The 18,031-nt window shown below is 69.7% G+C and carries 17 protein-coding genes; 9 read left to right on the top strand and 8 right to left on the bottom strand.

Annotated features, from left to right (window positions below; all coding sequences use genetic code 11):
• From E3U25_RS19185 to E3U25_RS19195, 3 genes are all read right to left on the bottom strand, one after another.
• A complete protein-coding gene (locus E3U25_RS19185) occupies nt 1–792 on the bottom strand; it encodes a putative hydro-lyase (RefSeq protein ID WP_116221846.1) in 792 nt (263 codons plus the stop codon).
• Nucleotides 789–1,562 (bottom strand): LamB/YcsF family protein, encoded by a 774-nt coding sequence (locus tag E3U25_RS19190; protein WP_116221845.1) that lies wholly within the window; start codon nt 1,560–1,562, stop codon nt 789–791. Before E3U25_RS19190 ends, E3U25_RS19185 begins: the two co-directional genes overlap by 4 nt.
• 68 nt (nt 1,563–1,630) lie before the next feature.
• Nucleotides 1,631–2,866: an NRAMP family divalent metal transporter gene (locus E3U25_RS19195; RefSeq protein ID WP_072463562.1), complete on the bottom strand. Its 1,236-nt coding sequence runs from the start codon at nt 2,864–2,866 to the stop codon at nt 1,631–1,633.
• A gap of 296 nt (nt 2,867–3,162) precedes the next feature.
• Between E3U25_RS19195 and E3U25_RS19200 the strand changes: the two genes are divergently transcribed.
• The 4 genes from E3U25_RS19200 (at nt 3,163) to E3U25_RS19215 (ending at nt 8,277) form a co-directional block, all read left to right on the top strand.
• Nucleotides 3,163–3,840, top strand: coding sequence for a GntR family transcriptional regulator (locus E3U25_RS19200; protein ID WP_208021300.1), 678 nt, complete (start codon nt 3,163–3,165; stop codon nt 3,838–3,840).
• Between the two features lie 106 nt (nt 3,841–3,946).
• Nucleotides 3,947–5,131 (top strand): HPP family protein, encoded by a 1,185-nt coding sequence (locus E3U25_RS19205; RefSeq protein WP_116221844.1) that lies wholly within the window; start codon nt 3,947–3,949, stop codon nt 5,129–5,131.
• Nucleotides 5,132–5,220: 89 nt separating this feature from the next.
• The gene (locus E3U25_RS19210; protein WP_116221843.1) at nt 5,221–6,183 is read left to right on the top strand and encodes a glycosyltransferase family 2 protein; all 963 of its coding nucleotides are present in this window, start codon (nt 5,221–5,223) and stop codon (nt 6,181–6,183) included.
• Nucleotides 6,184–6,192: 9 nt separating this feature from the next.
• Complete coding sequence (locus tag E3U25_RS19215; RefSeq protein WP_116221842.1) at nt 6,193–8,277, top strand: NAD-dependent epimerase/dehydratase family protein; 2,085 nt, start codon at nt 6,193–6,195, stop codon at nt 8,275–8,277.
• Here E3U25_RS19215 and E3U25_RS19220 read toward each other — a convergent pair whose 3' ends face one another.
• The 5 genes from E3U25_RS19220 to E3U25_RS19240 form a co-directional block, all read right to left on the bottom strand.
• The gene (locus E3U25_RS19220; RefSeq protein ID WP_036749893.1) at nt 8,278–8,790 is read right to left on the bottom strand and encodes an AmiS/UreI family transporter; all 513 of its coding nucleotides are present in this window, start codon (nt 8,788–8,790) and stop codon (nt 8,278–8,280) included.
• Nucleotides 8,791–8,934: 144 nt separating this feature from the next.
• Nucleotides 8,935–9,876, bottom strand: coding sequence for a cupin domain-containing protein (locus E3U25_RS19225; protein ID WP_072463577.1), 942 nt, complete (start codon nt 9,874–9,876; stop codon nt 8,935–8,937).
• Between the two features lie 92 nt (nt 9,877–9,968).
• The gene (locus E3U25_RS19230; RefSeq protein WP_116221841.1) at nt 9,969–11,063 is read right to left on the bottom strand and encodes a DUF475 domain-containing protein; all 1,095 of its coding nucleotides are present in this window, start codon (nt 11,061–11,063) and stop codon (nt 9,969–9,971) included.
• A gap of 134 nt (nt 11,064–11,197) precedes the next feature.
• The gene (locus E3U25_RS19235; RefSeq protein WP_116221840.1) at nt 11,198–12,628 is read right to left on the bottom strand and encodes a sensor histidine kinase; all 1,431 of its coding nucleotides are present in this window, start codon (nt 12,626–12,628) and stop codon (nt 11,198–11,200) included.
• Complete coding sequence (locus E3U25_RS19240) at nt 12,625–13,296, bottom strand: response regulator (protein WP_036749890.1); 672 nt, start codon at nt 13,294–13,296, stop codon at nt 12,625–12,627. The genes E3U25_RS19235 and E3U25_RS19240 overlap by 4 nt, the downstream gene beginning before the upstream one ends.
• 77 nt (nt 13,297–13,373) lie before the next feature.
• Here E3U25_RS19240 and E3U25_RS19245 point away from each other — a divergent pair, with 77 nt between their 5' ends.
• The 5 genes from E3U25_RS19245 to E3U25_RS19265 all read left to right on the top strand — a co-directional run bounded on the left by E3U25_RS19245 (nt 13,374) and on the right by E3U25_RS19265 (nt 17,881).
• The gene (locus E3U25_RS19245; protein ID WP_244295152.1) at nt 13,374–14,453 is read left to right on the top strand and encodes an ABC transporter substrate-binding protein; all 1,080 of its coding nucleotides are present in this window, start codon (nt 13,374–13,376) and stop codon (nt 14,451–14,453) included.
• Nucleotides 14,454–14,625: 172 nt separating this feature from the next.
• On the top strand, nt 14,626–15,567 hold the full coding sequence (locus E3U25_RS19250) for a Bug family tripartite tricarboxylate transporter substrate binding protein (protein WP_036749889.1): 942 nt from the start codon (nt 14,626–14,628) through the stop codon (nt 15,565–15,567).
• On the top strand, nt 15,564–16,058 hold the full coding sequence (locus E3U25_RS19255; RefSeq protein WP_036749888.1) for a tripartite tricarboxylate transporter TctB family protein: 495 nt from the start codon (nt 15,564–15,566) through the stop codon (nt 16,056–16,058). Before E3U25_RS19250 ends, E3U25_RS19255 begins: the two co-directional genes overlap by 4 nt.
• Before the next feature lie 3 nt (nt 16,059–16,061).
• Nucleotides 16,062–17,579, top strand: a complete 1,518-nt coding sequence (locus E3U25_RS19260) for a tripartite tricarboxylate transporter permease (protein ID WP_116221838.1) — start codon at nt 16,062–16,064, stop codon at nt 17,577–17,579.
• A 146-nt stretch (nt 17,580–17,725) separates the two neighbouring features.
• A complete protein-coding gene (locus tag E3U25_RS19265) occupies nt 17,726–17,881 on the top strand; it encodes a hypothetical protein (protein WP_166435514.1) in 156 nt (51 codons plus the stop codon).
• Nucleotides 17,882–18,031: the final 150 nt, after the last annotated feature.

Raw genomic sequence — 18,031 nt, forward strand, 5'->3', positions numbered from 1 at the left:
TCACACCTGCCAATGCGTGTCGGGCACGTCGGTGATGAACATGTAGCCCGGCGCATGGGTGATGGCGAAGGGCGGCTTCGACGCCATCAGCGCCGCTTGCGGGGTCACGCCGCAGGCCCAGAACACCGGCACCTCGCCCGGCCGGATCTGCACCGGGTCGCCGAAATCGGGACGCATGAGGTCGGCGATGCCCAGGGCTTCGGGCGCGCCGACATGCACCGGGGCGCCGTGGACCGCCGGCGTGCGGCCCGAGATCATCGCCGCCTCGGCCACCCGGCCCGCCGGGATCGGCCGCATGGAAACCACCATCTTGCCATGCAACCGCCCCGCCGGACGGCAGTCGCGGTCGGTCAAAAACATCGGCACGTTGCAGCCTTGGGCGATGTGGCGCACCTCGATCCCCGCCTGCTGCAAGGGCGTCTCGAAGGTAAAGGAACAGCCGATCAGGAATGTCACCAGGTCGGGATGCTCGGCCCAGGCGGCGGTGGCGTCGGGGGTTTCTTCAGCCAGCACGCCGTCGCGCCAGATGCGATACAGCGGGATGTCGGTCCTCAGGTCGGCATCGGGCGCAAGGGCGGTGCGGGGACTGCCGGGGTCGGTCACGTCCAGCACCGGGCAGGGCTTGGGGTTGCGCTGCGCGTAAAGCAGGAAATCCCAGGCCCAGTCCCTGGGCAGCGAGATCATGTTGCATTGCGTGAATCCCGGCGCCATGCCCGCGGTGGGACGCGGGGCTTCCTGACGGCAGGCAAGGCGGGCGGCACGGGCCCCGGCCGGATCGGGCAACAGGGTCATGCCGCGCCCCCCGTGGCCGGGGCGATGGCGACGCCGCCCGCCAGCAGCGCCTCGCGGATGCGGGCGGCCATGGCCACCGCGCCGGGGCTGTCGCCATGCACGCAGATGCTGTCGGCCTGAAGGTGCAGGGTCGAGCCGTCCGCCGCCTCGATCTTGCCCTCGGTCGCCAGGCGCAGCATGCGGGCGGCGACGGCCTCGGGGTCGTGCAGCACCGCGCCCGGCTCGCGGCGCGAGACCAGCTGGCCGTCGGGGCGATAGGCGCGGTCGGCAAAGGCCTCGGCGATGGTGGGCAGGCCGGCCTCGGCCGCCTGGGCCAGGATCTGCGTCCCGGCCAGGCCCATCATGGCAAGCGAGGGATCGACGGCACGGATGCCCTCGATCACCGCTGCGCCCTGTTTCGGGTCCACGGCGATGGTGTTGTAAAGCGCGCCATGCGGCTTGACATAGCGGACGCGGGTGCCGGCGCTCGCGCAGATGCCCTGCAGCGCGCCGATCTGATAGATCACGTCCGCCACAAGTTCGGCATGGGTCACGTCCATTGGCCGGCGGCCGAAGCCCACCCGGTCGGGATAGGAGACATGCGCCCCGACCGCCACGCCCCGCGCCGCCGCCTCGCGCACGGTGGCCAGGATGGTCAGCGGGTCGCCGGCGTGAAAGCCGCAGGCGACGTTGGCCGAGCTGACGATGCCCAGCATGGTGGCGTCGTCGCCCATCTTCCAGGCGCCATAGCCCTCGCCCAGGTCGCTGTTCAGGTCGATGTTGCGGGTCATGTGATCCTCCGGGAATTGGGGCGGGAATTGGGGCGGCGGGCCCGCGGGGGGCCCGCCGCGATCATGGCTCAGGCGCCCAGGAAGGCAAAGATCGGGCCGATGGACTTGAAGCCCATGTACCAGGTCAAGGCGCAGACCACGGCGCTGGCGATCAGCAGCGGGCGGTTGTAGACATGCCCGCCCATCAGGTCGGCCCGCGCGAAGCCGACATAGGTAAAGATGGTCAGGCCGATGGGCAGGATCAGCCCGTTGAAGCCGCCGACAAAGACCAGGATGGCAGCCGGCGCCGTGCCCAGCGACAGATAGACCGCCAGCGAGATGGCGATGAAGATCACCGTCGCGATGTTGCGGTCGCGGTCGCCCATGGTGCGAAAGGCAACCAGGAAGCTGACCGAGGTATAGGCCGCGCCGATGACCGAGGTGATGGCCGCGGCCCAGAAGATCAGGCCGAAGATGCGCATCCCCCATTCGCCCAGCACCACGGCAAAGGCCTGCGCGGCGGGGTTCGCGGCCTGGCCCGACAGGTCCAGCGTCACCCCCGAGGCGACGACGCCCAGGATGGCCAGGAACAGGATGAAGCGCATGACCCCCGTGACCGCGATCCCGGTCAGCGAGGCGCGGGTGACGGCGGCCAGGTTCTGCTCGCCCACCAGTCCCTTGTCGAGCAGGCGATGCGCACCGGAATAGGTGATATAGCCGCCGACGGTGCCGCCGACGATGGTGGTGATGGTGGCGAAATCGACGATCTCGGGCAGCACCATCTGCCGCACCGCGTCGCCGACCGGCGGGTTAGAGACCAGGGCGACGATGACCGTCATGGCGATCATCAGCAAGCCCAGCCCGATCAGCGAACGGTCCAGAAGCAGCCCGGCCCGGCGCGACAGGAAGATGCCGATGGCCAGGGCCGCCGACAGCGCGCCGCCGATCTTGGGCTCGAGCCCGAACATGGCGTTCAGGCCCAGCCCGGCCCCGGCGATGTTGCCGATGTTGAAGGCCAGCCCGCCGACCAGCACCAGCACCGCCAGCAGGTAGCCCGCGCCGGGAATGGCGGCGTTCGCGGTGTCCGAGGCGTTGCGCCGGGTCAACGCGGTGATGCGCCAGATGTTGAGCTGCACCACGAAGTCGATCACGATCGAGGCGAGGATGGCAAAGGCGAAGGCAGCGCCCAGCTTTGCCGTGAAGGTCGCGGTCTGGGTGATGAAGCCCGGCCCGATGGCCGAGGTCGCCATCAGGAAGATCGCCGCCAGGAAACCGCCGCGCGCGGCGGCCGAGGCGGCAGAGGGGGAGGTGACGGATTCGGCCATCGGTCTGCTCCTGCTGCAAGGGTGGAGTGCGTCTTGGGAATGGCTCGACTGTGAATTCAACAAGACAATCCGTCAACGATAATTTGACATACATCTGTATATTGTTGAACAAAACATACGGAAAGCAGGGATGATATGCCCGGATGATGGGCAGTCCGGCGGCATCCTGCCCTGTCAGGCGGCGATGCTGGTCAGGCCAGGGCGACGAAAAACCCGGCGAATCATCGCGGGGCGGCTTGCCTGCCCCCGGCCGCTCGGCCAAGATCGCGCGGCCCCCGAGGGACGGGACAGCCCCGATGACAAAGGAACCAGCCGCGATGGCCGAAGCCCGCGAACCCGCCCCCAGCCTTGCCGAAGGCATCGCCGCCCGGCTGCGCGACCAGGTCACCGGCGGCGCTCTGGTGCCGGGCCAGCGCCTGTCCGAGGCGCGGCTGGCGGCCGAGCTGGACATTTCGCGCAATACGCTGCGCGAAGTGTTCCGCCTGCTCACGCGCGAGGGCATCCTGCGGCATGAACCGAACCGGGGGGTCTTCGTCGCGGTGCCCTCGATGGCCTCGATCCTGGACATCTACCGGGTGCGGCGGCTGATCGAGGTGCCGGCCCTGGCCCAGGCCTGGCCCGGCCATGCCGCCGTCGACCGGATGCGCGCCGCGGTGAAGCGGGCCGAGACGCTGCAGGCCATCCCCGACTGGCGCGGCGTCGGCAGCGCCAACATGGAGTTCCACGCCGCCATCGTCGCGCTGACCGACAGCCCGCGGCTGATCCAGTTCTTTACCCAGATCATCGCCGAGCTGCGGCTGGCCTTCGGCCTGCTCGACAGCCCCGAGCTGCTGCACCGCCCCTATATTTCGCGCAATGCCGAGATCCTGGGCAGGCTGGAGGCCGGCGATCCGCCCGGCGCCGCCCGGATGCTGGAGGATTACCTGAACCAGTCCGAGCGCGCCGTGCTGGAAGCCTTTGCCCGGCTGGGCTGAACCCGCCGCCGCTCAGCCTTTCCGGGGACTTGCAACCTGCCCATTCCTGCGACAATTAGGCGCATCGGAAGCCCGTTTTGCGGGCAGGCGCGAAGGACAAGCTCGGATGACCAGACCGGCCGGGGCCGTGCTGCACCAGATCACGCAGGCACTCGGCCCGGCGATCGCACCCGGCTCGCCGCGCGAGGCGCTGCGGGCGGGGGTGGGCGCGCTGGTCGGGCTGGGCGTCGCGGGGATGTTCCTGCTGTCGCCCGCGACCGACCTGCGGCTGGGGCTGTCGATGATCGCGCCCTTCGGGGCGACCTCGGTGCTGGTCTTTGCGGTCCCGAACAGCCCGCTGGCCCAGCCCTGGTCGGCGGTGGTCGGCAATTGCATCGCCGCCGCCATCGGCGTGCTGACCTGCATGGCGACGCCGCATTCGGCGCTTTGCGTCGCGATGGCGGTGGGGCTCAGCATCACCGCGATGATCCTCTTGCGCGCCGTGCATCCGCCGGCCGGCGCGGTCGCCATGACCGCCGCGCTGAACCCCGAGGCGATCCGCGAGCTTGGCTTTCACTTCGTGCTGGCGCCGGTCCTGGTCGGCACGCTGGCGCTGGTCGGGCTGGCGATGATCTATGCCCGGCTGACCGGGCGGCGCTATCCCTTTCGCCAGTTCGAGGAGCCGGGGCCGCACGGCACCGCCGACCATCCGGCGATGGAGCGGCTGGGCCTGTCCAAGGACGAGCTGACCGAGATCCTGCAACGCTATCGCCAGTCGCTAAACCTGGGGGTCGAGGATCTGGCGCGCCTGATCGGCGCCGCCGAATTGCAGGCCGCCGCCCATCGCACCGGGCCGCTGACCGCGGCGGACGTGATGTCGCGCGACCTCGTCACCGTCGCGCCGCACACGCGGCTCGTGCGCGTCGCCGACATCTTCCGCAAGCACGGCTTCACCTCGCTGCCGGTGGTCGAGGCGGGCGACCAGTTCCGCGGCGTGATCTTCCAGCTGCACCTGATCCGCCGCGCCCGCGAGGACGCCTTTCGCCACAACCGCCGCTTCCTGGCCGCCCTGTCGGACCTGATGAACCCCAGGCGCGGCACGCCGCCCCGCGCGCGCGAGATCATGCAGACCGACCCGCCGCATGTCGCGCCCGACGCGCCCATCGGGACGCTGCTGCCGATGCTCGCCTCGGGCGAATGCGAGGCGGTGCCGGTGCTGGACGGGTCGCGCATCGTCGGCATCGTGACCCAGACCGACCTGATCTCGGCCCTGGCGCGGCAAAGCCTGCGGCAAGAGCCGCCGACGCCCTGAACATGCCGATAACGACAGGCCGCGCCGCATTGCAGAACGCACGGCGGCGGGGATAGGCTGCCCCTGCCGGAACAAGCACGAGGGCAGACATGACCCGTCCCACGCTGGGCGCCGTGGCCATCGGCCGCAACGAGGGCGACAGGCTCAAGGCCTGCCTGCGCTCGCTGGTGCCGCTTTGCGAGCGGGTGGTCTATGTGGACAGCGGTTCGGGCGACGACAGCGTCGCCTTCGCCCGCAGCCTAGGCGTCGCCGTGGTCGAGCTGGACACCTCGGTTCCCTTTACCGCCGCCCGCGCCCGCAATGCCGGGGCCGAGGCGCTGCTGGCGGGGGGCGATCTGGACCTGGTGCAATTCGTCGATGGCGACTGCCGGGTCGAGCCGGGCTGGCTGGAGGCCGGCATCGCCGCCCTGCAGGCCGACCCCGGCCTGGGCCTCGTCACCGGCTGGCGGTCCGAGATCCACCCCACCGCCTCGGTCTACAACCAGATGTGCCAGGTGGACTGGCATCGCCCCGCCGGGCCGATCACCACCTGCGGCGGCGACATGATGGTGCGCGCCGCGGCGTTTCGCCAGGTCGGCGGCTTCGACCCGATCGTGATCGCGGCCGAGGACGACGAATTCTGCCTGCGGCTCGGCAAGGCCGGCTGGAGGCTGATGCGCCTGCCGGTGCAGATGACCTGGCACGACGCCGACATGACCCGATTCGGCCAATGGTGGCAGCGCACCATCCGCAACGGCCACGGCTTCGCGCAGGTGGGCGCCATGCATCCGCCGCATTTCAAGCGCGAAAGGCTGCGCGTCTGGGCCTATGGGCTGGCGCTGCCGCTGCTCTTCCTGCTGGGGCTGTTCACCAGCCCCTGGCTTTCGCTGGCGGTGCTGGGGCTTTATGCGCTGTCCTTGTGGAAGACCTGGCGCGGGCTGTGCGGCCAGCCGATGGCGGGCCGGCAGGCGGCGCTGCTGACGCTGGCCAAGATCCCCAACCTTCTGGGAATGCTGACATATTTCCGTCGCCGCCAGCGGGGCGACGCCATGCATATTATCGAGTATAAATAGGAGCTTGCCATGACCTCGGACTTGCGCGTCGGTATCGTCGGGGCCGGCTACATCGCCTCGTGGCACGCCGATGCGATCAAGGCGGCGCCGGGCGCGCGGCTGGTGGCCATCTGCGACCCCGCCCTTGACGCGGCCGAGGCGCTGGCTTCCAGCCATGGCGTCGCCGCCTTTGCCGAGCTGGACCAGATGATCGCGGCCGGGGTCTGCGACGTGGTGCATATCCTGACGCCGCCGAACCTGCACCGCGACCTGGCGGTGAAATGCCTGGGCGCCGGGCTGCATGTGCTGGTCGAGAAACCCGTGGCCCTGTCGGTGGCCGAGATCGACGCGATGGAGGCCGCGGCCCAGGCCGCCGGCCGCCAGCTGGGCGCCTGCCACAACTTCCTGGGCCTGCCGGGTTACGAACGGCTGAAGCGGGCGGTGCAGGCGGGCGACCTGGGCCTGGTCTCCAGCGCGCAGATCAACTGGGCGCTGCCCTTGGTGCCGCTGCGCTCGGGGCCCTACGCGCTGTGGATGCTGCGGCAGACGCAGAACCTGCTGCTGGAGCTTGGCCCGCACCCCTTCTCTTTCGCCGTAGACCTGTTCGGTGCGCTGGAGGTCGAGCATGTCAGCCTGGGCCAATGGATCACCCTGCCCGGCGGCGAGCGGCGGCCGCAAAGCTGGCGCATCCTCGCCCGCGCCGGCAAGGTGGACGTGACCATCGCCCTGTCGCTGGTCGAGACCTTCGACGACCGCTCGGTCATGCTGCGCGGCTCGTCCGGCATGGCGCGGCTGGATTATGCGGCCGATGCGCTGGTGGTCACGCGCGACAATACCGCCGACCTGGTGCTGAACCCGCTGGTCAAGGAACTGTCCCGCGCCGGGGCGCATCTGCACGAGGGCGCGCGGAACGCCCTGCGCCAGGCCGCCTCGCTGAACCAGAAAAGCCCCTATGGGCTGAGCTTCCGCGCCACCGTCGCGGCATTCTACGACGGCATCCGCGCCGGCCGGCCCGACCCGCGCTTTGCCCCCGCCTCGGCCCGCGCGGTGATGCAGGGGATCGAGGATGCGCTGGCCCGCCTGCCCGCCCTGCCCGCGGTTCCGGCCCGGCCCAGCGGCACGCCGCAGCCGCGCGTCATGGTGATCGGCGGCACCGGCTTCATCGGCCGCAACCTGACCCGGCGGCTGGTCCAGCGCGGCCATGACGTGCGCGTGCTGTCGCGCGGCCGCAACGGCCCCTTCCCCGACATCGCCGATCATGTCGAGACGCTGGGCGTCTCGCTGCGCGACGAGGACGGGCTGGCGGCCGCCATGCAGGGCATGGATTGCGTCTTCAACCTGGCGAAATCCACCGACAAGAGCTGGCAGGCGGCGCTGGAAAACGACGTGGCCACGACCGAGCGCATCGGCCGCGCCGCGATCCGCGCCGGCGTCGGGCGGCTGGTCCATACCGGCACCATCGCCTCATACGACATGTCCGACCCCGCCCGCACCATCACCGAGGCCAGCGATTTCGGCCAGATGGACAGCCGCAACATCTATGCGCGGTCCAAGGCCGAGGGCGAGCGGCGGCTGATCGCCATGCAGGCGCAGGGGTTGCGGCTGGTCATCGCCCGGCCCGGCATCGTGCTGGGCGACGGCGGGCCGTTGCAGCATTGGGGCATCGGCCGCTGGCACGGCGCCGGCGCGGTGCGGCTTTGGGGCAACGGCCGCAACATCCTGCCCTTCGTGCTGGCCGACGACGTCTCGGACGGGCTGATCGCGATGATGGAGCGGGACGAGGCCATCGGCGAAAGCTTCAACCTGATCGGCGAGCCGATGTTCTCGGGGCGCGACTATTTCGACGCCATCCACCGCCGCACCGGCGCGCGGCTGAAGGTCAGCGGCTCGAACCTGACCGCGCTTTGGGCGGTCGATGCGGTCAAGCAGGGGCTGAAGCGCCACGCGCTGCGCCGCAAGGGCGCGGCACCCGCCTCGCTGGCGGACTGGAAATCGCGCGGGCACCTGTCGCCCTTTGACAACGCCAAGCCCAAGCGCCTGCTGGGCTGGACGCCGGAAGCCGACCGCGACGCCTTCTGGCGCCGCGCCATCGACGAGGCGCATCTGTTCTGGTGATCAGAGCAGCCCGTCGAGCAGCAGGAAACCCGGCAGCCAGCCGGTGAAGATCCCGGCCAGCAGCGTGACCCAGGCGGTCTGCCGCTGGATCGGGCGGCCAAGTGCCAGCAGTAGGAAATACAGAAACCACAGCACGCCCCAGACAGCCCAGTTCGCCGCCAGCCAAAGCTCAGCCGCGGAGCCGGCCGCCGCAAGCGCGCGCAGGAACACCGGCACCGTCGTCACCGCCACGAACAGGCTGAACCAGCCCAGGCCGCGCCCGTCCGCCCCGCTGAGCCGGTTATAGGCGACCCACAGATAGGTGGTGCAGAACAAGAGGCTCAGCGCGCCGTTGCGGATGCTGGCCGCGCTGGCCCCGGCGCCGAAGGCGTCGTGCAGCACCGCCGCGCCCGAGACCAGCGCGGCGACGATGTTGATGACGACGATCTCGCGATCGGCGATCCGGCCCATCAGCCAGAGCCCGTTCAGAAACAGCACGGCGCCGACATAGAACAGCACGAACCCGGTAAGCATCGGACCTCCTCAGCACGGCTGACCGCGTCTTGGGCAATTGCCCGGAATACGATCAGCCCATGCCTGCCAAGAAGGCAAATCCCGCGCCGGATCAATCGAAATGTTTTCAACGATCCGTAAAAACAGCGTTCGGATTCCTGGCGGTCACAAGCCGGTCAGCGGGTTGGTGCTGACCACCTCCCACACCACTTCCTGCATGCGCCGCGCCAGTTCCGCCGAGGGCGCATCGGCGGGGCTGCCATCGGCGCGCAGCAAGGCATGCGGCAGGCCGACCGGGCTTTGGCCGTAAAGCACCGCATAATGGGTCAGCGCCACCAGGTAGACGCCCAGGTCGTTGGGGTGGATGGGGTCCAGCGTGCCGTCCGGGCTGCGGGCGAACAGATCCTCGCGCGATTGCAGTTCGGCGATGCCGCCCCTGGCCTCGGCCTCGGCCACCAGCCGGGCCATGACCTGCCCGACCGGGATCAGCCAGACCGGCCTGCCGGCGGCGCGGGCGGCGGGCCAGAGCAGGCCGGGCTTCCACATCGTCTCCAGGTCGTCGGGCAGGCGCGACAGCCATTCCGGCTGATCGTCCAGCGCGTGCCAGCTTTCGTAAAGAAAGACCTGCCCGGCCGGATTGCCCGCCGCCGCCTCGGCCGCCCATTTCCCGGCATAGAGGCGGCTTTCCTTGTATTGGATCGCATCCTGCAGCCGCACCATCTCGGTCATGACGAAGGCGTCGTATTCGCCGCTCGCCAGCGCCTGATGCGCGTCGCGATAGCGGGGGGTGGCGTTTTCCTGGGCAAAGCCGTTGATCGCCGCGCCGCCCTGGAAATGCTCGCGCAGCGCGGTGCCCCAGCCCAGCTGCAACGCATAGTCGTGCCCCTGCCCGGCCAGCTGCGCCAGCATCGCCGGCATGTCGCGCCCGACCAGGCTGTGGCCCAGGTGATAGACCCGCAGCGGCCCCTGCGGCAGCGCCCGGCCGGCCTGGTAAAGCGCCTGCACGTCGGCGCCGTCGTCCTGCGCGGCGCCGGCCCTTTGCGCATGGCGCCAATAGAACAGCGCCGCCACCGCGACGACGACCAGCAGGGCAAGCAGGTAACGCATGTCCATCCCTCGTTCCGAACCACGGGCTCAGGGATAGCAAAAAGGCCGCCGCCCCGAAAGGCGGCGGCCGTGTCGGTCCCGTCGGGCGGGGCTTACGCCTCGACCGCGTGGTTCTTGCGGTTCCAGCGGATCGAGGACCAGAACGAGATGCCGATCAGCGTCGCGCCGCCCAGGCCGGTGATGACCTCGGGGATATGCACCAGGGGCTGGACGAACATGATCACCGACAGCGCGATGATGGCATAGAAGGCGCCATGTTCGAGAAAGCGGTATTCGGCCAGGGTGCCGCGCTCGACCAGCATGATGGTCATCGAGCGCACATACATGGCGCCGATGCCCAGGCCGATGGCGATGACAAACAGGTTATGCGTCAGCGCAAAGGCCCCGATCACGCCGTCGAAGCTGAACGAGGCATCCAGCACTTCCAGGTAGAGGAAGGCGCCGATGCCGCCCTTGGCGCCGGCCTGCAGCGCCTCTTGCGAGCTGTCCAGCAGGCCGCCCAGCACCTCGACCAGCAGGAAGGTCAGAAGGCCCCAGATCGCGGAATGGAAGAACACCTGCGAATCGGCCCCTTCCAGGAAGCGCGAGAAGATCAGCACCGTGACCAGCACCACCGCGACCTCGATGCCGCGGACGGTGGCATAGCGCTGCATGCGATGTTCCAGCCAGCGCACCCAATGCACGTCCTTTTCATGGTCGAAGAAGAAGCTCAGGCCGACCATCATCAGGAAGGTGCCGCCGAAGGCCGCGATGGGCAGGTGCGCGTCATGCATGATGCGCGAATATTCGTCGGGCTGGCTTGCGGCCAGGACCATCGCCTGCCAGGGGCCGATATTGGCCGCGACGACCACGATGAGCAGCGGAAAGACGATCCGCATGCCGAAGACGGCGATCAGGATGCCCCAGGTCAGGAAGCGGCGCTGCCACTTCGGGGTCATCTCTTTCAGCTTGTTGGCGTTGACGATGGCGTTGTCGAAGGAAAGCGAGATTTCCAGCACCGCCAGCACGGCGCAGATGAAGAAGATCGTCAGCGTGCCGCCGACGGTTCCGGTGGTCTGCCATCCCAGCAACGCGCCCAGCGCAAGGCCAAGCGCGGTGACGATGAAGGACCATTTGAAATATTGCAGGGTGGGACGATGGGTTCCACTCGTCGAGCCCCCCAAGGGCGGGTTGTTTCCTTGCTGCATGTCAGAACAAGATCCAGGCGGCTGGTCAAAGATCGATGCCGACATCACGAACGTGCCGCCACGTCCGCCAGAGGGGCCCGGCCATCAAACTGCGTTCACGAAGACGCGAACGCGCAAAAGATGGCGAATCCGGGTCACGATTGCAAGGGTTCCGTATCGATCCCGGCATTTTCTTGCACGGACCCGGCCCGCGCCAGCGCCGGCAGGGTGATGCGCGCCAGAAGCCCGCGCCCGCCGGCGCCCTCGTCCAGCGTCAGCCGGCCGCCGAACAGGCTGGCGATCTCCAGCGCCACCGGCAGGCCCAGGCCCATGCCGGGCCCCGAGGTCTCGCCCCGCGCGAATCGGCTGACGGCGGCGGCACGCGCCTCGGCCGGGATGCCGGGGCCGTTGTCCTCGACCTCCAGCACCGCGTCGCCGCCCGCGCGCCCGACGCGCACCGTCACCACCGCCGCGCGGCCCGCATGAAGCAGCGCGTTCGAGATCAGGTTGCTCAGCGCCTCGCCCATCAGCAGCGGCTCGGCCCGGACCGTCACCGGCCCCTCGCCCTCGAAGCCCAGGTCGATGCCGGCCTCGGCGGCGGCGGGGATATGCTCGGCGGTCAGATCGCGGGCCAGCGCCGCCAGGTCCAGCGGCGCGGCCAGCGCCGCGCCCTCGGCGGTATCGACCCGCGCCAGCAGCAGCAGCTGCGCCAGAATGCGCTCGGCATGGGCCACGGCGGCGTCGCCTTTGGCCGCGGCGGCCTGCGCCTCGGGCAGGGTCGCGGCCCGCGCCGCCAGCGCCAGCTGGGTGCGCACCACCGTCAGCGGCGTGCGCAGCTGGTGCCCGGCATTGCCGGTGAAGTTGCGCATCCCGTCCAGCGCCGCGCCCAGCCGCCGCATGAAGCCGTTCACCGTGCCGACCAGCCCGCGCACCTCCGACGGCACCGGCGTTTCGATCGGGCTCAGGTCGTCGGGGTTGCGCGCGGCGATCTCTTCGCTCAGCCGGTAAAGCGGGCGCAGGGACAGCGTCACCGCGATCCAGACGATCAGCGCCGCGCCCGCGATCATCAGCGCCAGCCGCAGGGCCGAGCGCATCAGGATCGCCCGCGTCAGCTCGCGCCGGGCATTGGTGGTCTCGGCCACGGTGACGACGAAGGGCACCTCGTCGATGCCGGTCGAGGCGGCGCGGGCCAGGCTGGCGACCCGCACCGGCTCGCCGCGGAACACGCCGTCGGCATAGGCCGGCTCGCCCCCCGGCCGCGCCGGCGCCATCGGCAGGTCGCCATAGCCGGTGACGATATGGCCGGGCGGACCGTCCACGCGATAGAATACCCGGTCCTGCGCGGCCGAACTCAGCATCTCCAGCGCGCCATAGGGGATCTCGATGGCGATGCGGCCCTGGTCGTCCAGCGAGGCGCGCTCGGCGATCACCAGCGCCGAACCGGCCAGCACCCGGTCGGCCAGCGCATTGGCCATGCGCACCGCCTCGCGCCAGGTGTCGATCAGCGCGGCGGTGCCCAGCGCCAGCGTTCCCATGAGCAGCCAGCCCAGCAGCCGGCGGCGCAGGGAAAACGGCCGCCGGATCACGGCGAGGCCCGGTCGAGGAAATAGCCGATGCCGCGCGCGGTCCTGACCGTCAGCCCGGCGGGCGCCAGTCGCTTGCGCAGCCGGCTGACATATTGCTCGATGGCATTGGCGGACAGGTCGTCCTCGAGCGAGGTCAGCGATTGCACGATCGATTCGCGCGCCACCACCTTGCCGGCGCGCATGATCAGCAGCTCCAGCAGCCCGCGTTCCCGCGCCGGCAGGTCCAGCGGCTGGCCCGCCAGCAGGAAGCTGCGCGCCGCCTGGTCCAGCACCAGGTCGCCGAAGCTGACGGTGGAATTGCGCAAGCCCGCCTGGCGGCGCAGCAGCGAGCGGATGCGGGCCTCGAACTCGCCGATGTCGAAGGGCTTGATGAGATAGTCGTCGGCGCCAAGGTCGAGGCCGCGCACCCGCTCTTCGGGGGCGCCGCGCGCGGTCAGGATCATCACCGCCGCCGGATTGCGCCGCGCCCGCATCGCCCGCAGCACCTCGAGCCCGTCCATCTGCGGCAGGTTCAGGTCCAGGATCACCAGGTCGAAGCTTTCCGCCGCAGCCAGGGCCTCGGCCGAGGCGCCGTCATGGACCACGTCCACCGCATAGCCCGATTGCCGCAGCAGCGCGGTCAGCCCCTCGGCCAGCGACAAATTGTCCTCGACAAGCAGGATGCGCATGGTTCCCCCCTTGGCCGCAACCTAGCGGGGCGCGGCGGGCTTGTGAACGGGCTGCCGCTTTGGCAAAGTCGCCGATCATGCGCCCGCTCGCCCGCCTTTTGCCAGCCATCGCCGCCGCACTCGCGCTGTGGCCGGGCGCGGCATCGGCGCAGGTGACGCTGTTTCCCGCCCCGCAGGGCGATGGGCAGGAGCTGTCGGTCTATTCCTCGCTCGACGACGACCTGGCCGCGCCGCTGGTCGCCGCCTTCCAGAGCCGCCATCCCCGCGTCGCCGTGCGCTACGAGAACCTGCTGACGACCCAGCTGCACGACCGCATCGTCGCCGAGACGCAGGCGGGCGGCGGCACGGCGGATTTCGCCTTTTCCTCGGCCATGGACCTGCAGGTCAAGCTGGCGAACGACGGCTTCGCCCGCCCGGTCGAAACGCCGGACACGCCGGGCTGGCCCGGCTGGGCGAACTGGCGCGACACCGCCTATGCGCTGACCTTCGAGCCGGCGGTCTTTGCCTATCACAAGCCCAGCTTCGCCGATCATCCGCCGCCCGCCACCCGCGCCGACCTGATGCGCTGGATGGCCGAGCATCCGGCCGAGGCGCAGGGCCGGATCGGCACCTATGACGTGGCGCGCTCGGGCGTGGGCTATCTGTTCCTGGCCCGCGACCAGGAGCTTTATCCCGGCATCTGGTCGGTGGTGCAGGCGATGGGCCGGGCGGGGGTGCAGCAATTCCCCACCTCGGCCGAGCTGCTGGAGCGGATCGCCGACGGGCGGCTGGCGGTCGGCTACAACCTGCTCGGCTCTTACGCCGCGGACTGGGCGCGGCGGCATCCCGACCTGGGGGTGATCCTGCCGCGCGACTTCACCGTCGTCGTCTCGCGCGTGGGGCTGGTGCCGGCGGCGGCGCGCCAGCCGGGGCTGGGGACGGATTTCCTGGCCTTCCTGATGTCGCCCGAGGGGCAGAGCCTGCTGTCGCGCACCCTGCGGCTTTCGGCCGTCAGCCTGGAGGTCGCGGGCCAGCCCGGCCCCGCGGGCGGGATGCAGGATCTGGCGGGATTGCGGCTGAAGCCGGTGCCGGTCAGCCCCGGCCTTCTGGCCTATCTGGACCAGGCGACGCGGGCCAAGCTGCTGGCGCGCTGGAACAAGGCGCTGGCCGGGGAATAATTTTCGCCGCGATGTCAGGTCCATGACAGCTTTCTGTGCTGGAAAGGCACGGGGCCCGCCTGCGCGCGGGCTTGCGGAGGACGCCTGCATTCCGGGAGAGATGCAGGCCAGACCCAGAAAATGCGGATAACGGGACCGGCGCGGATGCGTCCGGCCGATGCGGAGGAAGACCATGAAGCAATTCGTTCTCGCCAGCCTGTTCGCGGGGGCCGTCGCGGTCCCGGCCATGGCCGATTACACCATCATCGCCCCGGCCAACCCCGGCGGCGGATGGGACCAGACCGCCCGCACCATGCAGACCGTGATGCAAGAGGAAGGCATCTCGAAATCGGTGCAGGTGCAGAACGTGCCCGGCGCCGGCGGCACCATCGGCCTGGCGCAATTCGCCAGCCAGAACAAGGGCAACCCCGATACGCTGATCGTCGGCGGCTATGTCATGGTCGGGGCGATCCTGACCAACAACTCGCCCGTCTCGCTCAAGGACGTGACCCCCATCGCCCGGCTGACCGGCGAATACGAGGCGATCGTGGTTCCCGCCGCCTCGCCCATCCAGGACATCGCCGGGCTGATCGAGGCGCTGAAGGCCGATCCCGGCGCGGTCAGCTGGGCCGGCGGCTCGGCCGGCGGCACCGACCATATCGCCGTGGGCCTGATCGCCAAGGCGGCCGGCGTCGATCCGACCAAGATCAACTACATCGCCTATTCCGGCGGCGGCGAGGCCCTGGCGGCGATCCTGGGCAACCAGGTGACGGCGGGCATTTCCTCGCTGGGCGAGTTCGAGGCCCAGATCCAGGCCGGCACGCTGCGCCTTCTGGCCGTGACCTCGCCCGAGCGGCTGGAGGGCGTCGATGCGCCCACCCTGCAAGAGGCCGGGCTGGACGTGACGCTGGAGAACTGGCGCATGGTCGCCGCCGCGCCGGGCCTGTCGGACGAGCAGAAGGCCAAGGTCACCGCCGACATCGAGAAGATGGCCAAGTCGGAAAACTGGCAAAAGCAGCTTTCGGACAAGGGCTGGATGGACACCTACCTGGCCGGCCCGGACTTCGAGGCCCAGCTTGAACAGGACGTCACCTCGACCGAGGCGATCCTCAAGGACATCGGTCTGGTGAAATGAGCGGCAACCGCCACGAACCGCCGCGCCGCCGTGATACGGCGGCGCTGATCATCGCCGCCGGGCTGGTGGCGGTCGGCGGCGTGATGCTGTGGGACAGCGCGCGCCTGGCCGACCTGGGCGGCTATTCCGGCGTGGGCCCCGCCAGCGTGCCGCGCGTCGTGGGCTTCGCGCTGATCGGCCTGGCCGCCTGGACCGCCATCGAGGCGCTGCGCGGCGATTTCCCCCAGCGCCCGCCGCAGAACGCCGTGCCGGTCCTGTGGATCGTCGCGGGCCTGGCCGCGCAGCTGATGCTGCTGCATGTCGCGGGCTTTTCCATCGCCACGGGCATCCTCTTCGCCTTTACCGCGCGGGCCTTCGGCAAGCGCAACCTGGCGATGACGATCCCCATCGGCATCGTCTTCGCCTTCGTGGTCTGGGCGATCTTCTCGCAACTTCTGATGCTGCATTTGCCCGCCGGGCCGCTTGAGCATCTGGTCTTTCCGCGGGGCTGAGCCATGAGCGCATTCGAATTCCTGATGCAGGGGCTCGGCACCGCCGCCGACCCGATGATGCTGCTTTACGCGCTGATCGGCGTGACGCTGGGCACCGCGGTCGGCGTGCTGCCCGGCATCGGCCCGGCGCTGACCGTGGCGCTTCTGCTGCCCGTGACCTACCGGCTGGATCCGGCCGGCTCGCTCATCATGTTCGCCGGCATCTATTACGGCGGCATGTATGGCGGCTCGACCACCTCGATCCTGCTGAACACGCCGGGCGAAAGCGCCTCGATCATCACCGCGCTGGAAGGCAACAAGATGGCCCGCAAGGGCCGCGGCGGGCCGGCGCTGGCCACCGCCGCCATCGGCTCGTTCATCGCCGGGCTGATCGCGACGCTGCTGCTGGCCTTCCTTGCGCCCTGGATCGTCAAGGTGGCGCTGGTCTTCGGCCCGCGCGAATATTTCGCGCTGATGGTGCTGGCCTTCGTCACCGTCTCGGCCGCCTTCGGCGATTCGGCGCTGCGCGGGCTGACATCGCTGTTCCTGGGACTGGCGCTGGCCTGCGTCGGCATCGACCAGCTGACCGGCCAGGCGCGGCTGTCCTTCGGCGTGCCCGAGCTGCTGGACGGGATCGAGGTGACGACCATGGCCGTCGCCATGTTCGCCCTGGGCGAGGCGCTGTTCATCGCCGGCCAGCGCCTGCAGGTCGAGGACGAGGTGACGGCCGTCAAGGGCTCGATCTGGATGAGCCGCCGCGACTGGGCGCGGTCGTGGAAGCCCTGGCTGCGCGGCACCTTCATCGGCTTTCCCATCGGCGCCATGCCGGCGGGCGGGGCCGAGATCGGCACCTTCCTGTCCTATGCCACCGAGAAGAAGCTGACCAAGCATCCCGAGGAATTCGGCAACGGCGCCATCGAGGGCGTCGCCGGCCCCGAGGCCGCGAACAACGCCAGCGCGGCCGGCACGCTGGTGCCGCTGCTGACGCTGGGCCTGCCGACCTCGGCCACGGCGGCAATCATGCTGGCCGGCTTCCAGCAGTTCGGGCTGCAGCCCGGCCCGCTGCTGTTCGCCACCAACCCGACGCTGGTCTGGGGGCTGATCGCCAGCCTGCTGATCGCGAACGCCATGCTCCTGGTGCTGAACCTGCCGCTGATCGGGCTGTGGGTGAAGCTGCTGACGGTGCCGAAGCCCTGGCTTTACGCCGGCATCCTGCTGTTCGCGACGCTGGGCACCATCGGCGCCAACCCCTCGGCCTTCGAGCTGGGGATGCTGCTGGGCTTTGGCGTGCTGGGCTATGTGATGCGGCTTTTCGGCTATCCGATCGCGCCGATCGTCGTCGGCCTGATCCTGGGCCCGATGGCCGAGCAGCAGCTGCGCCGGGCGCTGGCGATCAGCCAGGGCGACTGGACGACGCTGGTGCAATCGCCCATCGCCGCGGTGCTTCTGGGCATCGCCGCACTGGCGCTGATCGTGCCGCTGATCCTGCGCGCCCGCGGCAAGGGCGAGGTGCTGAGCCAGCTGGCCGGCGAAGAGGACTGACCCGCCGCCCGGCCCGACAAGGGCCGGGCCCGCCATGTGCTGGCGTCATGGCCGCCTTGCCGTTTTGCCGCGTTGCAGAAAGGCCGGGCGAAGCCCATCTGTCTGTCATCGACATGTTCGATGAAACCTAGAAGACAGGCAGAAAAATGCACCGCGCTTATCATTCCCTCACCTCGGCCCTTTCGACCCTGCGGGCCGCCATCGCCGTCGCCTCGGCGGCCGAAGCGCACCGCCGTCCCGCCGCAGCCGACCTGCGCCGCCTGGGCATCGACGAGACGAAATTCGCCGCGATCCACCTCTGATCCGGGTCGGGCAGGCCGCGCCTGCCCCTGCGTCGAAACGCCCCTGATGCGTTTCGACGCTTTTATCAGGATACCGTCAGGATTTTGTCTATATAGTCTGCTTCGTAGATACGCGAATCAGTGCAGACAGGTATGGAAAGAAACGACAGG

Source organism: Paracoccus versutus, from assembly GCF_029909795.1.
GTDB lineage: Bacteria > Pseudomonadota > Alphaproteobacteria > Rhodobacterales > Rhodobacteraceae > Paracoccus > Paracoccus versutus.